The 20,970-nt window shown below is 66.9% G+C and carries 18 protein-coding genes and 1 pseudogene; 13 read left to right on the top strand and 6 right to left on the bottom strand.

The window, feature by feature from the left end; translation table 11 throughout:
• The first annotated feature begins 9 nt into the window (after nt 1-9).
• Entirely contained in the window at nt 10-741 is a 732-nt protein-coding gene (locus QO058_RS25205; protein ID WP_284168950.1) for a DUF3750 domain-containing protein, read from the top strand.
• Nucleotides 742-855: 114 nt separating this feature from the next.
• Here the strand turns inward: QO058_RS25205 and QO058_RS25200 are convergent, their stop codons facing one another.
• Together QO058_RS25200 and QO058_RS25195 are read right to left on the bottom strand one after the other, a co-directional pair.
• Entirely contained in the window at nt 856-1,698 is an 843-nt protein-coding gene (locus QO058_RS25200) for a lytic transglycosylase domain-containing protein (protein WP_284168949.1), read from the bottom strand.
• Nucleotides 1,695-2,978, bottom strand: coding sequence for a cystathionine gamma-synthase family protein (locus QO058_RS25195; RefSeq protein WP_284168948.1), 1,284 nt, complete (start codon nt 2,976-2,978; stop codon nt 1,695-1,697). The genes QO058_RS25200 and QO058_RS25195 overlap by 4 nt, the downstream gene beginning before the upstream one ends.
• A gap of 263 nt (nt 2,979-3,241) precedes the next feature.
• Here QO058_RS25195 and QO058_RS25190 point away from each other — a divergent pair, with 263 nt between their 5' ends.
• From QO058_RS25190 to QO058_RS31235, 3 genes and pseudogenes are all read left to right on the top strand, one after another.
• On the top strand, nt 3,242-3,700 hold the full coding sequence (locus QO058_RS25190) for an Lrp/AsnC family transcriptional regulator (RefSeq protein ID WP_284168947.1): 459 nt from the start codon (nt 3,242-3,244) through the stop codon (nt 3,698-3,700).
• A gap of 145 nt (nt 3,701-3,845) precedes the next feature.
• Nucleotides 3,846-5,666, top strand: a pseudogene (locus QO058_RS25185) (penicillin acylase family protein); the annotation flags it as partial.
• Between the two features lie 76 nt (nt 5,667-5,742).
• A complete protein-coding gene (locus QO058_RS31235) occupies nt 5,743-6,279 on the top strand; it encodes a penicillin acylase family protein (protein ID WP_347975516.1) in 537 nt (178 codons plus the stop codon).
• A gap of 37 nt (nt 6,280-6,316) precedes the next feature.
• Here QO058_RS31235 and QO058_RS25180 read toward each other — a convergent pair whose 3' ends face one another.
• Both QO058_RS25180 and QO058_RS25175 read right to left on the bottom strand, forming a co-directional pair.
• A complete protein-coding gene (locus QO058_RS25180) occupies nt 6,317-7,318 on the bottom strand; it encodes an alpha/beta hydrolase (RefSeq protein WP_284168946.1) in 1,002 nt (333 codons plus the stop codon).
• A 183-nt stretch (nt 7,319-7,501) separates the two neighbouring features.
• The gene (locus tag QO058_RS25175) at nt 7,502-8,608 is read right to left on the bottom strand and encodes an alpha/beta hydrolase (protein WP_284168945.1); all 1,107 of its coding nucleotides are present in this window, start codon (nt 8,606-8,608) and stop codon (nt 7,502-7,504) included.
• A 127-nt stretch (nt 8,609-8,735) separates the two neighbouring features.
• Between QO058_RS25175 and meaB the strand changes: the two genes are divergently transcribed.
• Nucleotides 8,736-9,710 carry a methylmalonyl Co-A mutase-associated GTPase MeaB gene (meaB, locus tag QO058_RS25170; RefSeq protein ID WP_284168943.1) on the top strand — a complete coding sequence of 325 codons (975 nt, stop codon included), beginning with the start codon at nt 8,736-8,738 and terminating at the stop codon, nt 9,708-9,710.
• A 63-nt stretch (nt 9,711-9,773) separates the two neighbouring features.
• On the top strand, nt 9,774-11,150 hold the full coding sequence (locus QO058_RS25165) for a TIGR03808 family TAT-translocated repetitive protein (RefSeq protein ID WP_284168942.1): 1,377 nt from the start codon (nt 9,774-9,776) through the stop codon (nt 11,148-11,150).
• Nucleotides 11,151-11,162: 12 nt separating this feature from the next.
• On the opposite strand, the gene QO058_RS25160 is transcribed toward QO058_RS25165, so the two are convergent.
• Nucleotides 11,163-12,821, bottom strand: coding sequence for a SulP family inorganic anion transporter (locus tag QO058_RS25160; protein ID WP_284168941.1), 1,659 nt, complete (start codon nt 12,819-12,821; stop codon nt 11,163-11,165).
• Between the two features lie 52 nt (nt 12,822-12,873).
• Nucleotides 12,874-13,887: an asparaginase gene (locus QO058_RS25155; protein ID WP_284168940.1), complete on the bottom strand. Its 1,014-nt coding sequence runs from the start codon at nt 13,885-13,887 to the stop codon at nt 12,874-12,876.
• Between the two features lie 148 nt (nt 13,888-14,035).
• On the opposite strand from QO058_RS25155, the gene QO058_RS25150 reads away from it, so the two are divergent.
• The 7 genes from QO058_RS25150 to QO058_RS25120 all read left to right on the top strand — a co-directional run bounded on the left by QO058_RS25150 (nt 14,036) and on the right by QO058_RS25120 (nt 20,958).
• The gene (locus QO058_RS25150) at nt 14,036-14,860 is read left to right on the top strand and encodes an alpha/beta hydrolase (RefSeq protein ID WP_284168939.1); all 825 of its coding nucleotides are present in this window, start codon (nt 14,036-14,038) and stop codon (nt 14,858-14,860) included.
• 50 nt (nt 14,861-14,910) lie between these two features.
• Entirely contained in the window at nt 14,911-15,147 is a 237-nt protein-coding gene (locus QO058_RS25145) for an Lrp/AsnC ligand binding domain-containing protein (protein WP_061964496.1), read from the top strand.
• A 120-nt stretch (nt 15,148-15,267) separates the two neighbouring features.
• Complete coding sequence (locus QO058_RS25140) at nt 15,268-16,866, top strand: ABC transporter substrate-binding protein (RefSeq protein WP_284168938.1); 1,599 nt, start codon at nt 15,268-15,270, stop codon at nt 16,864-16,866.
• Nucleotides 16,867-17,064: 198 nt separating this feature from the next.
• On the top strand, nt 17,065-18,042 hold the full coding sequence (locus tag QO058_RS25135; protein ID WP_284168937.1) for an ABC transporter permease: 978 nt from the start codon (nt 17,065-17,067) through the stop codon (nt 18,040-18,042).
• Nucleotides 18,039-18,959 carry an ABC transporter permease gene (locus QO058_RS25130; protein WP_284168936.1) on the top strand — a complete coding sequence of 307 codons (921 nt, stop codon included), beginning with the start codon at nt 18,039-18,041 and terminating at the stop codon, nt 18,957-18,959. Before QO058_RS25135 ends, QO058_RS25130 begins: the two co-directional genes overlap by 4 nt.
• Before the next feature lie 2 nt (nt 18,960-18,961).
• Nucleotides 18,962-19,945 carry an ABC transporter ATP-binding protein gene (locus tag QO058_RS25125; protein WP_284168935.1) on the top strand — a complete coding sequence of 328 codons (984 nt, stop codon included), beginning with the start codon at nt 18,962-18,964 and terminating at the stop codon, nt 19,943-19,945.
• On the top strand, nt 19,942-20,958 hold the full coding sequence (locus QO058_RS25120; RefSeq protein WP_284168934.1) for an ABC transporter ATP-binding protein: 1,017 nt from the start codon (nt 19,942-19,944) through the stop codon (nt 20,956-20,958). Before QO058_RS25125 ends, QO058_RS25120 begins: the two co-directional genes overlap by 4 nt.
• Nucleotides 20,959-20,970: the final 12 nt, after the last annotated feature.

Genomic DNA, 20,970 nt, shown 5'->3' with positions numbered 1-20,970 from the left:
TGAGGAGACATGATCCGACGCTTTCTCCTTCTCTTCACGGTGGTCTTCCTCCTGCCGCTCGGCACGCATGCCGCCTGGTGGCAGTTGCAACCGCTCGCTTCCGACTGGGCGCGCGCCGACTGGTCGAGCGCTGCGCTCCTGCCTGCGCCGGCCATCGAGCCCGAAGCGACCATCCACATCTTCGCCGCCCGCGTCGGCCGCTGGCGCGGCGTCTTCGCCCATCACTCCTGGGTGGTGGTGAAGGAGAAGAACGCCTCCGCCTACACCCGCTTCGACGTCGTCGGCTGGGGTAATCCGGTGCGCGTGAATGTTCGTGTCGCCGACGGGCGCTGGTATGGCAACGTGCCGGAAGCGGTGGCGGAGCTGAAAGGCCCCGCAGCCGAGGCCCTGATCCCGCGCATCCGCGACGCCGTGAAGAGCTATGGCTACAGCGATTATGGCTCCTATGCCGCCTGGCCGGGGCCGAACTCGAACAGCTTCGTCCAGCACATCCTCGCCGAAGTGCCGGAGCTCGGCCGGGCACTGCCGCCAACCGCGATCGGCAAGGACTGGCGTGCCGACGGCCTCTACGCCGGCTTCACGCCGAGCCGCACCGGCCTGCAGGCCTCGCTCTACGGGCTAGCGGGCGTCACCTTCGGCTGGGTCGAGGGCGTCGAGATCAACCTGCTCGGCCTGGTCGCCGGCTTCGACCTACAGAGGCCGGCCCTGAAGCTGCCGGGCTGGGGACGGGTGGGATTGTAGCGTCATGCTCGGGCTTGCCCCGAGCATCTCAGGCCGAAAGAGGCTCCGACCAGCGCTTTCTTGTCATGAGATTCTCGGGTCTGTGCTTCGCTTCGCCCGAGAATGACGCACCCGTCAATTCCGCAGTACCAGGCACGCACCTCCCGCCTGCCGCAGGCGATTGCAGGCCAATGTCGCCTCGCGCAGGCTCTGTGCCGGCAGCCTGACGCGGTAGAATCGGCCCCTACCCCGCCCCGGCACGGCTGATCCCAGGATCATGGTCGGCTTGCCTGATAGCAGCGAAGCGAAACGCGCGGCGATACGCTGATAGGAGGCGATGGCGCGCGCCTTCGAGGCATTGCCGGCGAGCTGTACCCCGAACGGCCCATAGGCGCCCTCGACCAGCACGGCCGGCGCGGTGATGCGGATCGACGCGACCGTGGCCAGGCAATCGGTTTCCTCCCGCGTCGCCGGCGGCGGAAGCTCGCCTGCTCCCAAGCGCCATTCCTCAACACCGCGGCCGGTGATGAAGCGGACATAGGCCTGCGTCTCGTAAGGCAGCATGCCGCCGCGCTCGACCCAGCGGGCGACGCGGTTCGGCCCGCCATTATAGGCGGCCGCAGCGAGGCCGAGATTGCCGAACTGGTTCTTCAAGGCTGCAAGGAAGGCGGCCGAATGCGGGATCGCCGCCTCGGGATCGAACGGGTCGGCGAGGCCGCGCTCATTCGCCGTGCCCGGCATGAACTGGGCGATGCCCTGCGCGCCAGCGGGGCTGACGACGTGCGGGCGGAAGCTGCTCTCGCGCCAGATCAGCCGGGTGAGGAAGGCGACCGGCAGATCGTGGGTCTTCGCTGCGCCCTCGATCAATCGGCAGATGGTCTGCGCCACACTCTCGGTCTGCGGCTCGGCCAAGGCCGGGCCACCCAGGAGCGTGGCGGCGAGCGCCGCAGCGAGGATGCGGCGACGCCCTGCCCTCACGCGGCTTCGAGCGCCTGGGCGAGATCCGAGATCAGGTCCTCGATGTTCTCGATGCCGACCGAGATGCGGATCAGCGCATCGGTGAGGCCGATCTCCTCGCGCAACTCGCGGGCAACGCCGGAATGGGTCATCGCGGCGGGGTGCGAGACCAGCGTCTCGGTGCCGCCGAGGCTGACCGCGAGCTTCATGATCTGGAGATTGTCCAGTACGGCGAAGGCTTCCTTCTCGCCACCCTTGACGTCGAAGGCGAAGGTCGAGCCCGGCGCGCTGCATTGGCGGTCGAACACGGCTTTGCGCGGATCGCCATCCTGGAGATTGCCGAGATAGTGCACCTTGGCGACCTTTGGATGCGCTGCAAGATAGTCCGCGACCTTGCGGCCGTTCTCGTTCGAGCGGCTCATGCGAATGTCCAGCGTCTCAAGCGAGCGCATCAGCATCCAGCAGGAATTGGGATCGAGCTGCGTGCCGAGCGAGCCACGCCAGGCCTTGACCTGTCGCACCAGCTTTTCGGAGCCGCTGATCGAGCCGCCGACGAGATCGCTGTGGCCGCCGACATATTTGGTCAGCGACAGCAGGCTGAGATCGGCGCCGTGCTTCAGCGGCTTCTGGAACATCGGCCCGAGCATGGTGTTGTCGACGACCACCGGCGGGCGATGGCCCTGCGACTTTTCCAGTTCGTCGGCGATCGCGGCGCAGGCCGCAAGATCGACCAGCCCGTTGGTCGGGTTGGCCGGCGTCTCGACCAGGATCATCGCGACCCGGCCCTTGGCGGCGGCGGCCTCAGCGACCGCCCGCATCTGCGCGACGTCGATGCCGTCGGTGAAGCCGAAGGGCGTGACGCCGAAGGCGCCCATCTGGTTCTTCAGCAGGGTCTCGGTGCCGCCATAGAGCGGGCGGCTGTGGATGATGGTGTCACCGGGGCGCAGGAATGCGAAGCAGGTCGTCGCGATCGCCGCCATGCCGCTGGCGAAGACGGCGCATTTCTCGGCCTCGTCCCAGATCGCCAGGCGATCCTCGAGGATCTCCATGTTCGGATGGTTGAAGCGCGAATAGACCAGCCCCGACTTCTCGCCGGGCTTGAGCTGGCGGCGGCCGGCCGTCAGATCGAAGAAATCCTTGCCCTGCTGAGCGTTCTCGAAAACGAAGGTCGAGGTCAGGAAGACCGGCGGCTTGAGCGACCCTTCCGACATGGCCGGGGAATAGCCGAAGCCCATCATCAGGGTCTCGGGGTGGAGCCGGCGATTGGCAATCCGGTCCTTATGGTAGTTGTCGTCGCTCATGACTGCCTCCTAGAGCCGGATGATTTCAGATGGAATCGCAAGGCGCTTCCATCTGAAATCTGAATCCGTCTCTCATCAAAGAGTTAGAGCAGGATTCATGCGAAAAACCGGTTCCCACTTTTTCGCATCCTGCTCTTGCCGGCCAGCGCGGCCCCGCGACGCGAGCCTAGGACGATCCTAAGGCCATTGCATGAATGATCACTGGTGCTCTAGAGCAAGTTTTTGCAGCTTCCTGCTCGATAACAAGCCCAGAGGAGCAGATCATGCTCGATACGATCGACCGCCGCATGCTGACCTTGCTGCAGGAGGATGGCCGGATCACCAATCAGGACCTGTCCGAGAAGGTCGGCCTGTCGCCAACGCCATGCCTGCGCCGGTTGAAGCGGCTGGAGGAGACCGGCGTCATCAGGGGCTATTCGGCGATCGTCGACCCCAAGGCCTATGGCCTGCCCTTCAGCGTCTTCGTCTCGGTCCGGCTCAGCCAGCAGAACACGGAGCACATCGCCGAATTCGAGAAGGCGATCGAAAACTGGCCGGAAGTGGCGGAATGCTACCTGATGACCGGCAGCCAGGACTATCTGCTGCGCGTCCTGACCGACGGCATCGACGGCTATGAGCGCTTCCTGAAGCAGAAGATGACGCGGCTGAAATGCGTCCAGTCGGTCGAATCCAATTTCGCGCTGGCGACAATCAAGAAGCGGGTCGGCCTGCCGCCGCTGTAGTTCGGGCACGCGCAAGGAACGCTCCACAGCACATGCCGGCGCGGCAAGGCTGCCATGTGGCTGCTAGCAGTGCCCGGCGACCAGCCTGCTCCTAAGCTCCCCCGGCAAGGCACGTCGCCAAAGACGGGCCGCACGGAGGAACACCATGAGCAGAGCACTTCGCGCCGGCGGCGCAGCGTCGCTGTTTGCCATCGCCACCGTCATGATCGCCGCATCCCTGCCCGCACGGGCCGAGCTTTCGAGCGCGGTCAAGCGTTCGGAGCAGGCCGTCGCCGGATTGCAGGGGCCGGCGGAGCTCATCCTCGATCAATGGGGCGTGGCGCACATCTACGCAGCCTCCACCCGCGACGCCCTGTTCCTGCAGGGCTACAACGCGGCGCGCGACCGGCTCTGGCAGATCGATCTCTGGCGCAAGCGCGGGCTCGGGCTGCTGGCCAAGGATTTCGGCCCGTCCTATGTCGCGCAGGACCGGGCCGCCCGGCTCTTCCTCTATCGCGGCGAGATGGACAAGGAATGGGCCGCCTATGGCCCCGACGCCAAGGCCTATACCGACGCTTTCGTCGCCGGCATCAATGCGCGCGTCGATGAGGTGCGGGCCGGCAAGCAGCCGCTGCCGCTCGATTTCCGCGTCTCGGGCACCCTGCCTGATCGCTGGAACGCCGAGGACGTGGTGCGTATCCGCAGCCATGGCCTGACCCGCAATGTGATGTCCGAGGTGGTGCGCGCCCGCGTCGCCTGCGCCGCCGGCATCGAGGCTGACCGCTTCCGGCGCGTACTTGAGCCGAGCGTAACGACCAAGGTGCCCGATGGGCTCGATCCCTGCGCGATCAAGCCGGATATCCTCGACGACTACAATCTCGCGACGCGCGACGTCACCTTCGCCGCCCCCGGCGAGAAACGCGCCGCGCTCGACCGCGACGCCATCTTCGCCGCGGCCGGCGACAGCATCTCCACCATCGGCTCGAACAACTGGACGATCGCGGCGAGCCGCACGGCGACCGGCCGGCCGATCCTCGCCAACGACCCGCACCGCGCTCATGGCGTGCCGTCGCTGCGCTATGTCGTGCACCTCAACGCGCCGGGCCTCTCGGTGATCGGCGCCGGCGAGCCCGCTCTGCCCGGCATCTCGATCGGCCATAATGGCGAGATCGCCTTCGGCCTGACGATCTTCGCGATCGATCAGGAAGACCTCTACGTCTACGAGACCAACCCGGCCAATCCGAACCAATATCGCTATGGCAGTGGCTGGGAGGAGATGCGGAGCGTCAACGACACCATCGAGGTCAAAGGCGAGGCACCGCGCCAGATCGAGCTCAAATTCACCCGCCATGGCCCGATCATGAAGGCCGAGCCTGACGAGAAACGCGCCTTCGCCATTCGCACGGTCTGGTTCGAGCCGGGCACGTCGGCCTATTTCAACTCGGCCGAATACATGACGGCGAAGGACTGGGCCGGCTTCAAGAAGGCGATGGCGGAATGGGGCGCGCCGTCCGAAAACCAAGTCTATGCCGACAACAAGGGCAATATCGGCTGGATCGTCGGCGGGCGCGCGCCGCAGCGGCCGAACCATGACGGCCTGATGCCGGTGCCCGGCGATGGCCGCTATGAATGGACCGGCTTCCTCAAGGCCGGCGAATTGCCCGAGGTCTACAACCCGACCGACGGCTTTTTCGCCACCGCCAACGAGATGAACATCCCGAAGGACCATCCGCTGCTGGCCAAGCGCATCGGCTTCGAATGGTCCGATCCCTCGCGCATCAACCGGATCAAGGCCGTGCTCGGCACGAAGAGCAAGGTGACGCTGTCCGACGCGATGGCGCTGCAGAACGACGACAGCTCCGACAATGCCCGCAAGCTCGCCGTCCTGCTCGCGCCGCTGTCATCCGACGACCCGGTCACCGCCGAAGGTTTGAAGCTGATCAAGAGCTGGAACCACGAGACCTCCGTCGACAGCGCCGCCGCCGCACTGTCGGAGGTCTGGATGAGCAAGCATCTCGGCCGCGCGCTGACGGCGAAGGCCGTGCCTGAAAAAGGCGCGCAGCGTGATCGGACCGCTCGATGTGGCTGCGGTCGTTGCCTATCTCGAAACGCCCGACAGCGCGCTCGGCGCCAATCCGAAGGCCGCGCGCGATGCCCTGCTGCTGGAGACGCTGAAAGCGGCGATGGAGGAGCTGCGCCAGTCGCTCGGTCCGGATACGGCGAGCTGGAACTGGGGCAAGATCCACCACGCCCAGTTCGACCATGCACTCTCGCCCCTCGCCGGCGGCCCAGACCGGGCGCAGCTCAATGTCGGCCGGCTCGCCATGGGCGGCTCGGCCTTCAGCCCGCGCGCGGCGTCCTACCGGATCTCCGACTTCAAGGTGATCGCGGGGGCTTCCTTCCGCATGGTGCTGGACGTCGGCAAGTGGGACGAGAGCCGCTTCATCAACACGCCCGGGCAGTCCGGCGATGCCTACAGCCCGCATTATCGCGATCTCGCACCGCTCTGGGCGGCCGGCGACTATGCGCCGCTGCTCTATTCGCGGGAGGCGATCGAGAAGGCGGCGCGTTCGGTCATCGCGCTCAAGCCGGCGGGCTGAACCCAGATAAGCTGCCCCGGAGGCTCCGGCCTCCGGGTCAGAACTGCGACCGGTCGATCGCGCGGCGCACGACCTGCGTCACTTCGCTGTTCGACAGGAAAAGGTCGTGGCGCAGCAGGCTCCAGCCGCGGCCGGCGGTATCGGCGACGCGCACGCCGAGCTGCTCCAATCGCTCGCGGTCGGCGGTACCGGCGCGGGCGACGCCGCCGGCGATACGTGAGGAGACGGCGAGCGCCTTGTCGCCGGGATCGATGATCACGGTCATGCGCCGGGCGATCGAGCCGAGCCTCGGCACGGTCTGCTCGAAGGCGTCGATGTCGACATCGGGCGAGGCCAGGACGACCGCACCGATCCTGTCGGAAAGGCCCTCGAAATCGCGCAGCTCGCGCAGACCTTCCAGCGTCAGGAAGCTGCCCATGGAATGCGCGACGATGTTGATCCGCCCGATCGTCGGGTTGGCGACAAGCGCCTTCAAGGTCTGGACGAAGCCATCACGCGACCAGAGCGCGCTCTCCCGATCATAGGCATAGGCGAGCAGCCCACTGCCCGACGGCCAGGTGAAGAGCGCCGTGCGCCCCTCGAAGGCGAGCGCATGCGAGAGCTGTCCAGCGCTGCGCGCGGCCGTTTCGAAGGTCTCATTGAAGCCGTGGACATAGAGCAACACGTCGCGGCCGGTCGCGGCATCGGCCAAGCTCCGGGCGGCGTCGGCCGCGCTCCGCCGGGTCACGCCGAGCACGGCCCAGTCGCCACTGACGACGGAGCTCACCTGCGCAGCGACGCCGCGTCCCGGCGCCGACAGCCTGACCTCGGCAAAGGTCAGCCCGCTGCCGCGCTCGGAGCTGAAATAGGGTGCCCGATCGCCCATCGGTTTTCGCGTCGTCGCGACCAGCAGCTGCGGCTCCTTGCCGAAGCTGGATGAATCCGCCGGCCCGACGAAGGGCGAGATCGACGCCTCGCTCTGGCCGCAGCCAGCCAGCCCCAGCCCGAGCAAGGCGACGAAGGAGCGGCGTGAGACGGCATGTCGCGAAGGCGAGGTCACTGGCTAGGTCCAAGAATGGGGGTGCGGACCTTCTGCCCGCGCGCCCCTTAAGGCCAGACCAACGCGGCCAGAATGCGGCGGCTAAAGCAATTCCAGCAAAAGTGCGCAGCGATTTTGCGCCCGGAACTGCGTCAAAATAAACAAGTAAAGAATGTTCGCGACTCGCAGAGAAGCGAACATTCTCTACCGATCACGCGCGACAAAAGAGGGCGAAGCCTTCGGGTCGAGGCCGAGCATGCCGCCGCCGGTCCGGCCATCCAGGCCATCGGCGCCGAGCCGCTTTCCGATCATCTCGACGATGCGCGGCGTGGTCGCGAACTTGCCGTGGTTATAGTCGTCGCCGCTGCGATCCCCGGATAGATCGATGATCGTCGCCCCGGCCTTGCGCAGATCGGCGACGACCTCGGTATCCTTGTCGGAGATTGCACCAAGCCTGGTTTTGTCGCCGGCGAACTGGCGCGAAAAATCGAGCGCGCGATCATCCGATGAGACGAAGACGGTCACCGGCCGCTTGATCGCAGCAAGCTGGGTCTTGAACACGTCGAGGTCGATGTCGGGCGCCGCCAGCATGACGTTGCGCAGCTTGCCACCGAAGCTGCCGTCGCCCCGGATCGCGGCCTGGCGCAGCGTCTCGACGGTGAGCAGGGTCCCCATCGAGTGCGCCAGGATATCGAAGCGGTTGGCGCCGAGATCGCGGGCGATCACACGCAAGCCGGTTTCGAGCGCATCGCGCGAAAAGTCGGCGCTATCGCGGTCGTAAGGGTATGCGAGGATCTGGGCGCGAGACGGCCATGTGAACAGCACCGGCACGCCCTTGAAGCCGGAATCGGTGACGATCTGGGCGAAGCGGAAGGCTGCGTCGGCAAAATTGGTGTTGAAGCCGTGGACAAAGACGAGCACCTCGCGCTCGGCTGGCGGACGCTGCGCGACCGCAGCCTTCACCTCCTTCAGCATCTCCGGCTCGGAGAGGAGTTTAACGTCGCCGACGGTGAAATGGCTGGCGGGATCGCCCGCGCTCGTGACGCTGCCCGGGAGTTCGAGCTGGCCGACCTGGTGATTGCGCGGCACGTTGATGTCGAGCCGCGCAAAGGCGACTGCCGGACTGCGCTCGCCGCTGAAATATTCCGGCTGCTTGGTCGAGGCGCGTGAGGTCGCGACGAAGATGCTGACCGTGCCGGAGGTGTCATTTGGTTTGGCCGCCGAGACGACCAGCACACGCGGCGGGCCACCGCAGGCGGCGAGCACAAGCGACAAGAGCGAGACGAGGACGAAAGACCGCAAGCCGGACACGAGACACGCTCTCCCAACCGGCGAGACTCGTCTCACCGTCCCCGTCGCTTGGCAAGAGCCGGGATGACACTGCTGTCCCCAAAAAGCCCCGCTTCCGCTGCAAGCACTCTCTTGCTACCAGCGGAGCATGGTCGATCTTGCAGCGCTCGGCGATGCGATTCTGGCGGGCGAGCGCGCGGCGCTGGCGCGGGCGATCACGCTCGCGGAAAGCCGGCGCGCCGACCACCGCGAACAGGCGCAGGCACTTCTATCCCGCCTCCTGCCGCATACCGGCAAGGCGATCAGGGTCGGCATCACCGGCGTGCCCGGCGTCGGCAAGTCGACCACGATCGACGCGCTCGGCAGCTATCTCACCGGCCAGGGCCACAAGGTGGCCGTGCTCGCGGTCGACCCCTCCTCGACCCGCAGCGGCGGCTCGATCCTCGGCGACAAGACGCGCATGGCACAGCTCGCCGTCGACCCGAATGCCTATATCCGGCCCTCGCCCTCCTCCGGCACGCTCGGCGGCGTCGCGGCCAAGACTCGCGAGACCATGCTGCTCTGCGAGGCGGCCGGTTTCGACGTCATCCTGGTCGAGACCGTCGGCGTCGGCCAATCGGAGACGGCGGTCGCCGATCTCACCGATTTCTTCCTGGTGCTGATGCTGCCCAATGCCGGCGACGAATTGCAGGGCATCAAGAAGGGCATCATCGAGCTCGCCGACATGCTCGCCGTCAACAAGGCCGACGGTGACGGCGCGACGGCTGCGCGCACCGCGGCAGCCCAGTACAAGGCCGCGCTGCACATCCTCGCGCCCGCATCGACGCTGTGGTCGACGCCGGTGGTGACGATCTCCGGCCTGACCGGCGCCGGCCTCGACGCGCTCTGGGCCAAGATCGAAGAGCACCGCGCCCGCTTCGAGGCGAAGGGCCTGATCGCCGAGAAGCGCCGGCGGCAGGACGTCAAATGGATGTGGGCGATGGTACAGGACCGGCTTCAGGCGAAGCTCCGGCACGATCCGGCCCTGAAGGCACGTACGCCCAAGCTGGAAGCGGCCGTCGCTGCAGGCGAAATGGCGCCGACAGCGGCCGCAGACGAGATCGCGAGGGCGCTCGGCCTGTAACCGAGCCGCGGGCCCGGTCGACGGCACGCCTCTTGAAGCCGCGCCGTCATGATGGAGGCTCTAATGACGCTTTCGCGCCGCGATTGGCTGCGGACGGCCCTTTTCGGCACGGTTGCGGCCTCAGTCGGTCCCGCGCTGGCACAGGCGCCGCGCCCGAGCACGCCGGTTCCGCTCGGCATATTTGGACTCGAAGCGACGCAGTTCGGGTTGCGCCCCGGCTCCGCCGATGACCAGTCGCGCATTCTTCAGAATGCCCTGGTCGAAGCCGTAAAACGCGATACGCCGCTCATCGTCGCGCCCGGCCGCTACCGCGTCGCCAATGTCGTCCTGCCCGAGAATGCACGGCTGATCGGCGTACCCGGCGCGACGCAATTCGTCGCCGCGCAGGCCGGCCCAATGCTGGTGGCACGGCGGATCAAACGCACTGCGATCTCCGGAATTGTGCTCGATGGGCTCGACATCAAGCTCGGCCAGCGCGGCGGCCTGCTCAATATCGAGGAGGTGCTCGACCTCGCCCTATCCGATTGCGAGTTCGCCAATGCCGGCTCGGTCGGGCTGACGCTCAGCCGGACTGCCGGTCGCATCGAGCGCAACCGCTTCCGCTCGATGCGGGATTCGGCGCTGTTCTCGCTTGATTCGCGCGGGCTTTCGATCGAGGCCAACACGATTGAGGATTGCGGCAACAACGGCATCCAGCTCTGGCGCAGCCAGGCGGGCGACGAGCAGAGCCTCATCCGCGGCAACCGCCTCAATCGCATCCGCAGCGATGCTGGCGGCGACGGCCAGAACGGCAATGGCATCAGCCTGTTCCGCGCCGGCGGTGTGGTCATCGAAGGCAATACGCTGCGCGATTGCGCGCTGACCTTCATCCGCAACAACTCCGGCTCGGGCGTGCAGATCCTCGGCAATCAGGGCCGGCGCTGCGGCGAGACCGGGCTCTATTCGGAGTTCGCCTTCGAAGGCGCGGTCATCGCCAACAATCTCGTCGAGGATTGCGCGCAGGGCGCCAACATCACCAATCTCGACCATGGCGGGCGGCTCTCGGTCGTTGCCAACAACATCATCCGCAATGCGCAAAAGGGGCTGGCGCCGAAGGGCAAGGAGCTCGTCGGCGGGCTCGGCGTGCATGTCGAGGCGGAAGCGGCGGTGACCGGCAACGTCATCGAGAACGCCAGCGAGGTCGGCATCTCGCTCGGCTGGTCCTGGGCGATGCGCAATATCGTCGCGACCGGCAACATGGTGCGGCGCAGCGGGATCGGCATCTCCGTTTCACTCGTCGCAAAGGAGCGCAACGCCCTGATCGCCAATAATGTGATCAGCGAGGCGAAGCTCGGCGCGGTGGTCGGCACCGAATTCGGCAAGGCGGTGACCGGCGACCTGACCAAGGGCGAAGACAAGCGCGCCGCCGGCATTCGCGTCGAAGGTAACGCCGTCGGCTGAAGGTCGCGGCGGTCACCGGCCTAGCGCCCTCACCGCCTCCTCGACGCTATGGAAGACACGCTCAGCCCCGATCTCGGCGATCACGCCGAAATCCGCCAGCGCCCGGAGTGCCCGCGTGGATTCGGCCCGGGCGATGGCGAAGGCTCCACCCCGCTCTCGGCAAGCAGCCGCAACGGCGAGCAGGGCCTGCGCCGCCGTATAGTCGATGGCAGGGACGCCGCCGGCATCGAGCACGAGCAGGCTCGGCTTCCGCTCCGCAAGCAGCCCGAGCACGCCGAGGCGGAAAATCTCGGCATTGGCGAACAGAAGCGGCGCCGGAAAGGCGATCACAAGCACGCCCTCGACCTGCTCGCCATGGCGGCCGGGCTCGGGCGGCCACCAGATCGTCGTGCCGGGAATGCGCAACTGCTCCAGCGGCTCGCTGCGCGTCGTCATCCAGACACCATGCAGCAGCGACAGGCCGATTCCGACGCCGACGCCCGTCTCGACCGGGAGCCAGACGATGGCGATGGCCGTAAGCAGCACGAGCGCGAATTCGGTTCGCGACTGGCCGGCGATCCGTCGGATGACCTCGACCCGGACGATGCGCTGCGCCACGAAGAGCAGCACGCCGGCCAGCGCCGCCACGGGCACCTGCGCCAGCAGCGAGCCGCCGGCGACCGCAAGCGCGAGCACGATCAGCGCCGCCGTTGTCGCCGCGAGCTGAGATCGTCCGCCACTCTCGGCGACGACAGCCGTCCTTGGCGGGCTGGCGTTGACGGGAAAGGTGCTGGCGAGCCCGGCCAGGAGGTTCGCCGCGCCGAGCCCTATGAAGTCGCGATCGACCTTCGGCTCGCCGCCATCCGGGTCGCGAAAGGAGCGGCTGACCATGGCGGTCTGCATCATCACCACCAGCGCGATGACCAGCGCGAGCGGCACGAGGCTGCGGATATCGGCCCAGTCGAGCACGGGCGGCGCCAAGCTCGGCCAGCCCGAGGGCAAGGCGCCGAGCACCGCGACTCCGCGCGCCTCCAGCTGAAAGAGCACCACCGCGGCCGTCGCTGCCACGAGCGCCAGCAGCGCCCCCGGCACGCGCGGGGCGAAGCGCTCGCAGAGGGTCACTGTCGCGAGCGTCGTAAGGCCGATCGCGACCGAGATGAGATTGACGCCGTGAAGCCCGTGCCAGAGCGCCGCGAGCTGGCCGGCGATATGATGGCCGCCGCCGGGAATGCCGAGCAGGCCGGGCAGCTGCGACACGGCGATATGCACGGCGATGCCGGCGAGGAAGCCGGTCAGCACCGGCACCGACAGGAGATCAGCGATCCAGCCAAGTCGGAGCAGGCCGGCGAGGATGAGTGCAAGCCCGACCAGGAGCGCGAGCAAAGTCGCCGAGCCCGCCGGGATCGCACCACCTACAGCCAGTGCAGCAAGGCCGCTGACGAAGATCGGCGTGATCGTCGAATCGGCACCAGCCGTCAGCACGCGGCTCGCGCCGAACAGGACGAAACCGAGCGTCGCCGCGATGAAGGCGTAGAAACCGATCTGCGGTTCGAAGCCGCCGAGCCGAGCCGTCGCCATCTGCTCAGGGATCGTGATCGCCGCGAGCGTCAGCCCGGCGAGCAGGTCACGCCCGAGCGCGCCGGCGCGGCCAATCACGATGGGTTTTTCGGGCGATGCAGAAGCATGCGACATGAGGCGGGACTCGAAAGCGAGCGATGAACCTCGCGCTGCCCCTCCTTCGCCGTCAAGCGCGCTGCCGCAACGCCTCCGCCGCGCGGACGCGGCCGACCTCGATGCCGTTCCAGTTCTTCATGACAGTCTCGCGGAAGGGCGCAAAGGCCTCCTCGTCACCGCCCTGACGCGGCAGGAAGCGCTCGACCAGCGTGGCCATGGTAATCTCGGTGGCGCGGCCGGCACCGTCATCGCATTTCAGCGCGATGCCGTAGCCCAGTTCCGGCAGCGTGCCGCAATAAACGCCCTCAGCGCCGGTCTTGATGAAGGCGCGCGCGCCGAAGACCTCCATGAAGCGCGTGTCGAAGCGGCCGGTGCCGGCGACCATGAAGGGGTTGGCCGCGACCGCCTCGCGGATACGCCGCGCCGCCTCGGCGCGCTTGGGGCCAAGGCCATTGCCGGTGCCGAAGCGGGCGAAACCGAGCGCCAGCGCTTTCAACGGCACGGCATAGGTCGGGATCGAGCAGCCGTCGGTGCCAGAGAGCTCGGCCTTGTGCGATGCACCCGTCACCTCCTCCAGCGCGGCACGGACCGCCTGCTGTACCGGGTGGGTGCCCTTCACATAGCCGGCCGGGTCCTCGTCGATGCCGCAGGACAGGCAGACGAAGCCGGCATGCTTGCCCGAGCAGTTGTTGTTGAGCGCGCTCGGCTCGCGGCCGGCCCTGGCGAGCGCACGCGTCGCTGCCTCGCCCATCGGCCAATGCGCGCCGCATTCGAGGCAGGAGGCGTCGCGGCCGGCCTTCTTCAGCATGGCGAGCGAGGTTTCGGCGTGGCGCTCCTCGCCGGAATGCGAGGCGACGGCGAGCGCGATCTCCGTGGGCGTCAGACGAAAGCGGTCGGCGGCGCCGCTTTCGAGCAGCGGCAGGGCCTGCAGCGCCTTCACCGCCGAGCGCGGGAAGACCGGGCGTTCGACATCGCCGAGCGAGAGCACCACGGCTCCGTCGGCATCGACAACGATCACCGAGCCGCGATGGCGCGATTCGACCGTATTGCCACGGGTGACTTCGGCGAGAACGGGGTTGTCCATGGGCGGCTCCGGCGCGATCGAGGCTGCCGTCTTGTCGCGTTTGCGGTGGCCACTGTCAAAAGACCTCGACCGGCCGGGTGCGCATGGCGCAAACTGCTCCCGAACCGAGCCGGCGGCGACAGCCGAGGCGCAGCAAGATCAGGATCCGATGTCCGTCGACTACGAGACCGAATACAACAACCGCGCCCGCGTGCCAGAGCATCCGGGCATCATCGCCGGCTGGGCCCGCGATGCGGCCGCCTATCGCGAGGTCGCCGTCAGCGAGCTCGGCGTCCGTTATGGCGAGGGCCCGCGCCAGACCTATGATTTGTTCAAGCCGGAGGACGTGAAGAGCAAGGCGATCGTGCTCTTCATCCATGGCGGCTACTGGCAGGCGCTCGATCCGAGCTACTTCTCGCACATGGCGCGCGGGCTCAACCAGCTCGGCGTCCCCGTCGCAGTCGTTGGCTACGACCTCTGCCCACAGGTCGAGGTTGGCCACATCGTCTGGGAGCTGCAGCAGGCTGCCGCGACGATCTGGCTGCGTTACAATCTGCCGGTGGTCGCAGCCGGGCATTCGGCCGGTGGCCAGCTCTCCGCCTGCCTGCTGGCGACGGGCTGGAAGAATGTCGATCCGGAACTGCCCGACCAGATCGTGCCGGCAGCCTACGGCATCTCCGGCCTCTACAATCTGAAGCCCCTGACCGAGACCAGCCTCAACAAAGCGCTTGGCCTGACGCTGGAAGGGGCGGAGCGCGAGAGTCCGCTGTTCTGGCCGGCTCCCTCAGGTCTCGTCATGGACGCGGTCGTCGGCGGGGCCGAGAGCGCCGAATATCTCAGGCAGAGCCGCCAGCTCACCGACGTCTGGGGCCTGGAAGGCGTTCGCACGCGCTATCAGGAGATCGACGGCGCCAACCACTTCACCGTGCTCGACACGCTTCCCGATCCCGAAAGCAGCATCACACGCCGCATCGCCGAACTCGCCGGCGCTTGATCTTCCCGCGCCAGCGGCTATCGAAGGGCGTGAGGATTCCGGAGCGCGCGATGCAGACCTTCTTCGTCGAGATCAAATGCAGGCTCGGCAAGACCTATGAGGTCGCCAGCGAACTCGCCGACCGCGAGATCGCTTCGGAAATCTATTCGACCGCCGGCAATTACGACATCCTGGCCAAGTTCCACGTCGCGGCCGATGTCGACATCGGCCATTTCGTCGCCCAGAAGGTTCAGTCGATCCCCGAGATCGCCGACACCCACACGATCATCACCTTCAAGGCGTTCTGAGCCTTCGCGGTCGCGTCCCTTCTGGACAACCGTAAACTGTAGAAGAAAATTCTCCGCCGCCCGCTGGCGGAGGGCCCCCCGCTTGCCCTAAATAGCGCCAGAACTCGGGAGGTTCCTCAGATGACGACGATCACCAAATCCATCGCCGCCGCCAAAGCGGCCGCGCTGGCCGCGCCGCTTGTCCTGCTCGCCGGCGCCACCGGTGCCCAGGAGCTCAAGATCGGCCTGTCGGCGGAGCTCAGCTCGCTCGACCCGCACTATCACAACCTCACCCCCAACAACATGCTGGCGCGGCACATCTACGAGCCGCTGGTCGGGCAGGACGAGAAGCAGGCGCTGAAGCCGCTGCTCGCCGAGAGCTGGAAGGCGATCGACGACACGACCTGGGAATTCAAGCTGCGCAAGAACGTCAAGTTCCATGACGGCACGCCGTTCACGGCGGACGACGTGATCGCCACCATGCAGCGCGCGCCGAACGTGCCGAAAAGCCCGTCGAGCTTCTCGGCCTATGTCCGCGGCAAGGAATTCACCAAGGTCGATGACTTCACCGTCCGCGTGAAGACCGCGACTCCAGCGCCGCTGGTGCCGACCGATCTCTCGACCTTCGGCATCATCCCGGCCAAGTGCAAGGATACCACCACCGAGGACTTCAACCTCGGCAAGTGCACCACCGGTGGTACCGGTGCCTACAAGCAGGCCGAATACGTCGCCGGCGACCGCGTCGTGCTGACCCCGAACGAGAGCTATTGGGGCGGCAAGGAGCCCTGGTCGAAGGTCACCTTCCGGATGATCACCTCGGCCCCGACTCGCGTCGCGGCGCTGCTCGCCGGCGATCTCGACGTGATCGAGAACGTGCCGACCTCGGACGTCGCCCGCCTCAAGGGCGATGCCAAGCTCAGCGTCGCGAGCACGGTCTCGAACCGGGTGATCTATTTCCACATGGATCACTTCCGCGAGGTCTCGCCCTTCATCAAGGGCAAGGACGGCTCGGAGATCAAGAACCCGCTGCGCAACCTCAAGGTCCGCCAGGCGCTGTCGATGGCGATCAATCGTCCGGGTATCGTCGATCGCATCATGGAGAAGGAGGCGATCCCCGCCGGCCAGCTCCTGCCCGACGGCTTCTTCGGCACCTCCAAGAAACTGAAGCCGGTCGCCTTCGACCTCAACGGCGCCAAGAAGCTGCTCGCCGAGGCCGGCTACCCGAACGGCTTCAAGATGAAGCTGCACGGGCCGATCAACCGCTACCTCAACGACACCAAGATCATCGAGGCCGTCGCGCAGATGTTCTCGCGACTCGGCATCGAGACCGAGGTCGAGACGCTGCCGGCGGCGAACTTCTTCACCCGCGCCTCGCAGGGCGGCCAGGGCAATGTGCCCGAGTTCTCCTTCATCCTGGTCGGTTGGGGCGCCGGCACCGGCGAATCCTCGGATTCGCTGAAGGCGCTGCTCGCCACCTTCGATCCCGCCAAGGGCATGGGCGCGACCAATCGCGGCCGCTACTCCAACCCGACCTTCGACGCCAAGGTCGATGAGGCGCTGCGCACCGTCGACGACGCCAAGCGCGATGCCGCTCTGGCCGAGGCGATGGACATCAGCATGAACGATGTCGGCCTGATCCCGACGCACTACCAGCTGAACACCTGGGCCTCGCGCAAGGGCGTCAAGGTACAGGCCCGCACCGACGAGTACACGCTGGCGACCGGCATCCGGAAGGACTGAACCGGACCGGCTGAACACACCGCCGATGGCGGGCTGGGCCCGAGCCCGGCCCGCCTTAGCGGACATATCCTCTGAGCCGTTCCATGTGCGCCCGCCTCCCGGCATCACGCCGGTATCGGCCGCGCGGAACGGCTCTATCTTTAACTTGCTCCAGCTTTAAGCTGGAGCCGGATTGAACGATCCGGAAGGCCCCGGACCATGCTGGCATTCATCCTGCGCCGCCTGGCGCAAGCCCTCTTCGTCATCGCCGCCATGCTCGTGATCGTCTTCTTCGGCGTGAACGTCGTCGGCGACCCGATCTACATGCTGATCTCGCCCGAGATGGACCAGCAGCAGATCGCCGAGACGGCGCGCCAGCTCGGGCTCGACCGGCCGATCTGGGAGCAATTCCTGGTCTTCCTGAAGAACGCCGTGCAGGGCGATCTCGGCCGCTCCTTTGTCCATGGCGAATCCGCCATCAAGCTGATCCTCAGCCGCATGCCGGCGACGCTGGAGCTCGCCTTCGTCGCGCTCTTCATGGCGATCGTGATCGGCCTGCCGCTCGGCCTCTATGCCGGCTTGAAGCCGGAAAGCCGGCTGTCGCGCTTCATCATGGCGGTCTCGATCCTCGGCTTCTCGCTGCCGACCTTCTGGGTTGGCCTGATGCTGATCCTGACCTTCGCGGTCGGCCTCGGCTGGCTGCCGGCGACCGGACGTGGACCGACAGTCTCGATCTTCGGCTTGGAAACGTCGCTGCTGACGCTGAAGGGCTGGCAGCATGTCGCCCTGCCGGCGCTCAACCTGGCGCTGCTCAAGATCTCGCTGGTGATCCGCCTGGCGCGGGCCGGCGCCCGCGAGGCGGCGCTGATGGATTACGTCAAGTTCGCCCGGGCCAAGGGCCTGTCGCAGAGCCGGATCATCGGCGTCCACATCCTGAAGAACATCATGATCCCGATCGTCACCGTGCTCGGACTGGAATTCGGCTCGCTCGTCGCCTTCTCGGTCGTGACCGAGACGATCTTCGCCTGGCCGGGCATGGGGCGCCTGCTTCTGGAGGCGATCACCCGGCTCGATCGGCCGGTGATCGTCGCCTACGTCATGGTCGTCGTCGTGCTGTTCGTCGCCATCAACCTATTGGTCGACATGGTCTATTCGGCGCTCGACCCACGCGTACGCCTGACGGAGGCGACATCATGAGCGAAGCCGCCCTGCCCGCCGCCGCACCGCCTGTCGAGGCCAAGGAGGAGACGCCGTTCCGGCGCTTCGTCCGCTCCTTCATCGAGGACCGGCTGGCGCTGTTCGGCCTCGTCCTCTTCATCCTGATCGTATTGCTCGCCCTGGCGGCGCCGCTGATCGCGCCGCAGAACCCCTATGATCTCGCCAGCGTCGACGTGATGGATTCGCGCCAGCCGCCGGGTTCGGCCTCCGGCGAGGGCTTCACCATGTGGCTCGGCTCGGACGGCGTCGGCCGCGACCTGCTCTCGGGCATCCTCTACGGCCTGCGCATCTCGCTGATGGTCGGCGCCTTCTCGGGCATCCTCGCCGCGACGATCGGCTCGGCGGTCGGCCTGATCGCCGCCTATGCCGGCGGGCGTACCGAGAACGCGATCATGCGTCTCGTCGACCTGCAGCTCTCGCTGCCGTCCGTGCTGGTCGCGCTGATCCTGGTCGCGGGCCTCGGCAAGGGCGTCGACAAGATCATCATCGCGCTGGTGATGGTGCAATGGGCCTATTACGCTCGCACCGTGCGCGGCTCGGCGCTGGTCGAGCGGCGCAAGGAATATGTCGAGGCGGCGCAGTCGCTGGGGCTCTCCCATGCCCGCACCGTCTTCCGCCACATCCTGCCGAATTGCCTCGCGCCGGTGATCGTCATCGTCACCGTGCAGACGGCCCATGCGATCTCGCTGGAGGCGACGCTTTCCTTCCTCGGCGTCGGCCTGCCGCAGACCGAGCCTTCGCTCGGCGTGCTGATCGCCAACGGCTTCCAGTACATGCTCTCCGGCAGCTACTGGATCTCGGTCTTCCCCGGCTTTGCGCTGCTGATGACGATCGTCTCGATCAACCTGGTCGGCGACCGCCTGCGCGACGTGCTCAACCCGCGGCTGGAGAAGTGAGCATGGCGCCCGTTCTCGAAGTCAGCGGCCTCAAGACCCACTTCTTCACCCGCGCCGGCACGGTGAAGTCGGTCGACGGCGTCTCCTTCCATGTCGAGCGCGGCGAGGTACTCGGGCTCGTCGGCGAGTCGGGATCCGGCAAGTCTGTCACCGGCTTCTCGGTGATGGGTCTGATCGACCCGCCGGGCAGAATCGTCGAGGGCTCGATCAAGCTCAATGGCAAGGAGCTCGTCGGGCTCGACGAGGAGGGCTTCCGCAAGGTCCGTGGCCGCGAGGTCGCGATGATCTTCCAGGACCCGATGATGACGCTGAATCCGGTCCTGCGTGTCGACACGCAGATGATCGAGGCCGTCACCGCCCATGACAGGGTCTCGCACAAGGCGGCCCGCGAGCGCTCCCGCGATGCGCTCGCCAAGGTCGGCATCCCCTCGCCCGAGGAACGCCTCAACGCCTATCCGCATCAGTTCTCCGGCGGCATGCGCCAGCGCGTCGCCATCGCGATCGCCCTGCTGCACCGCCCGCCCTTGATCATCTGCGACGAGCCGACGACGGCGCTCGACGTTACCATCCAGAGCCAGATCCTGGCGGAGATGCAGGGGCTCTGCGCCGATACCGGCACGGCGCTGGTCTGGATCACGCATGATCTCGGCGTCGTCGCCGGCCTCGCCGACCGTATCGCGGTGATGTATGCCGGCCGCATCGTCGAGACCGGCGCGGTCGATCCGGTGCTCGACACCCCGCTCCATCCCTATACCAGCGGACTGCTCGGTTCGCTGCCGGCCGAAGGCGAGCCCGGTGCGCCCTTGCGCCAGATCAGAGGCTCGACGCCCTCGCTGGCGCGACTGCCGCAGGGCTGCGCCTTCGCGGCGCGCTGCGATTACGCGCAGGCCGATTGCCTCGCGCTCGCCCCCGACGTCACCCCCTTCCCGGGAGCACGCGGCGTGCGCTGCCACCACCCGCTGAACCTCGCCGGAGTCGCGGCATGACGACGCCGATCCTCACCTTAGAGGCCGTCTCGAAGCGCTTCACCAAACCGCTCGACGCCGCCTCCAAATTCGCCAACCTGCTCGGCGCGAAATACAGCGAGCAGGTCGTTCACGCCGTCGACAGCGTCGACCTTTCGATCCGCCAGGGCGAAGTCGTCGGGCTCGTGGGCGAGTCCGGCTGCGGCAAGTCGACCCTCGGACGCGTCGTCGCCGGCATCCACCATGCCAGCTCCGGCCGCGTCTCCTGGCGCGGGCGCTACACGAACGAGATGTCGTCGGAGGAGCGGAAAGCGGCGACGCTCGCCATCCAGATGATCTTCCAGGACCCGATGTCCTCGCTCAATCCGCGCCTGCGCGTCACCGACATCGTCGGCGAGGCGCCGGTCGTGCATGGGCTCGTGCCGAAGGTGCAGCAGGACGCCTATGTCGCCGAGATGCTCGACCGCGTCGGTCTCGATTCGACTTATCGCCGCCGCTATCCGCACCAGTTCTCCGGCGGTCAGCGCGCCCGCATTGGCATCGCTCGGGCGCTCGCGGTCAAGCCGCAATTTCTGGTGTGCGACGAGAGTGTGGCCGCACTTGATGTATCGATTCAGGCCCAAGTCCTGAATCTTTTCATGAAGCTGCGTGACGAACTTAACCTGACTTATCTCTTCATCAGCCATGATCTCTCGGTGGTCCGCCACCTCTCCGACCGGGTCGTGATCATGTATCTCGGCCGCGTCGTCGAGGCGGCGCCGGCAGCCGAATTGTTCAAGGGCCCGCAGCATCCTTACGCTCAGGCGCTGCTCGCCAACGTGCCGTCGATCGCTGCGCGCAAGAAGCGCTTCGCGCCGCTGAAGGGCGAGATCCCCTCGCCGCTGCATCCGCCGTCCGGCTGCCATTTCCACCCCCGCTGTCCGCAAGCCGGGCCGCGCTGCAGGGTCGAGCGCCCGGCGCTGAAGGAGATCGCCACGGGCCACGTCGCCGCCTGCCATCTGCACGATGGCGGCGTCGGTGCGCTGGCGGCCTGAGCTGCGGCCCAG

The sequence above is a fragment of the Bosea vestrisii genome, from assembly GCF_030144325.1.
Taxonomy (GTDB): domain Bacteria; phylum Pseudomonadota; class Alphaproteobacteria; order Rhizobiales; family Beijerinckiaceae; genus Allobosea; species Allobosea vestrisii_A.
The sequence above is the reverse complement of the archived record's forward strand: the minus strand, read 5'-3'. Positions and strand labels throughout refer to the sequence as shown.

Excerpts from the sequence above, each read along its gene's own strand:
- QO058_RS25205 (WP_284168950.1), top strand. The coding sequence starts at position 10 with ATGATCCGACGCTTTCTCCTTCTCTTCACGGTGGTCTTCCTCCTGCCG.
- QO058_RS25150 (WP_284168939.1), top strand. The coding sequence starts at position 14,036 with ATGTCCGTCGACTACGAGACCGAATACAACAACCGCGCCCGCGTGCCA.
- QO058_RS25145 (WP_061964496.1), top strand. The coding sequence starts at position 14,911 with ATGCAGACCTTCTTCGTCGAGATCAAATGCAGGCTCGGCAAGACCTAT.
- QO058_RS25165 (WP_284168942.1), top strand. The coding sequence starts at position 9,774 with ATGACGCTTTCGCGCCGCGATTGGCTGCGGACGGCCCTTTTCGGCACG.
- QO058_RS25160 (WP_284168941.1), bottom strand. The coding sequence starts at position 12,821 with ATGTCGCATGCTTCTGCATCGCCCGAAAAACCCATCGTGATTGGCCGC.
- QO058_RS25120 (WP_284168934.1), top strand. The coding sequence starts at position 19,942 with ATGACGACGCCGATCCTCACCTTAGAGGCCGTCTCGAAGCGCTTCACC.
- QO058_RS25130 (WP_284168936.1), top strand. The coding sequence starts at position 18,039 with ATGAGCGAAGCCGCCCTGCCCGCCGCCGCACCGCCTGTCGAGGCCAAG.
- QO058_RS25125 (WP_284168935.1), top strand. The coding sequence starts at position 18,962 with ATGGCGCCCGTTCTCGAAGTCAGCGGCCTCAAGACCCACTTCTTCACC.
- meaB (WP_284168943.1), top strand. The coding sequence starts at position 8,736 with ATGGTCGATCTTGCAGCGCTCGGCGATGCGATTCTGGCGGGCGAGCGC.
- QO058_RS25135 (WP_284168937.1), top strand. The coding sequence starts at position 17,065 with ATGCTGGCATTCATCCTGCGCCGCCTGGCGCAAGCCCTCTTCGTCATC.
- QO058_RS25155 (WP_284168940.1), bottom strand. The coding sequence starts at position 13,887 with ATGGACAACCCCGTTCTCGCCGAAGTCACCCGTGGCAATACGGTCGAA.
- QO058_RS25140 (WP_284168938.1), top strand. The coding sequence starts at position 15,268 with ATGACGACGATCACCAAATCCATCGCCGCCGCCAAAGCGGCCGCGCTG.
- QO058_RS25195 (WP_284168948.1), bottom strand. The coding sequence starts at position 2,978 with ATGAGCGACGACAACTACCATAAGGACCGGATTGCCAATCGCCGGCTC.
- QO058_RS25190 (WP_284168947.1), top strand. The coding sequence starts at position 3,242 with ATGCTCGATACGATCGACCGCCGCATGCTGACCTTGCTGCAGGAGGAT.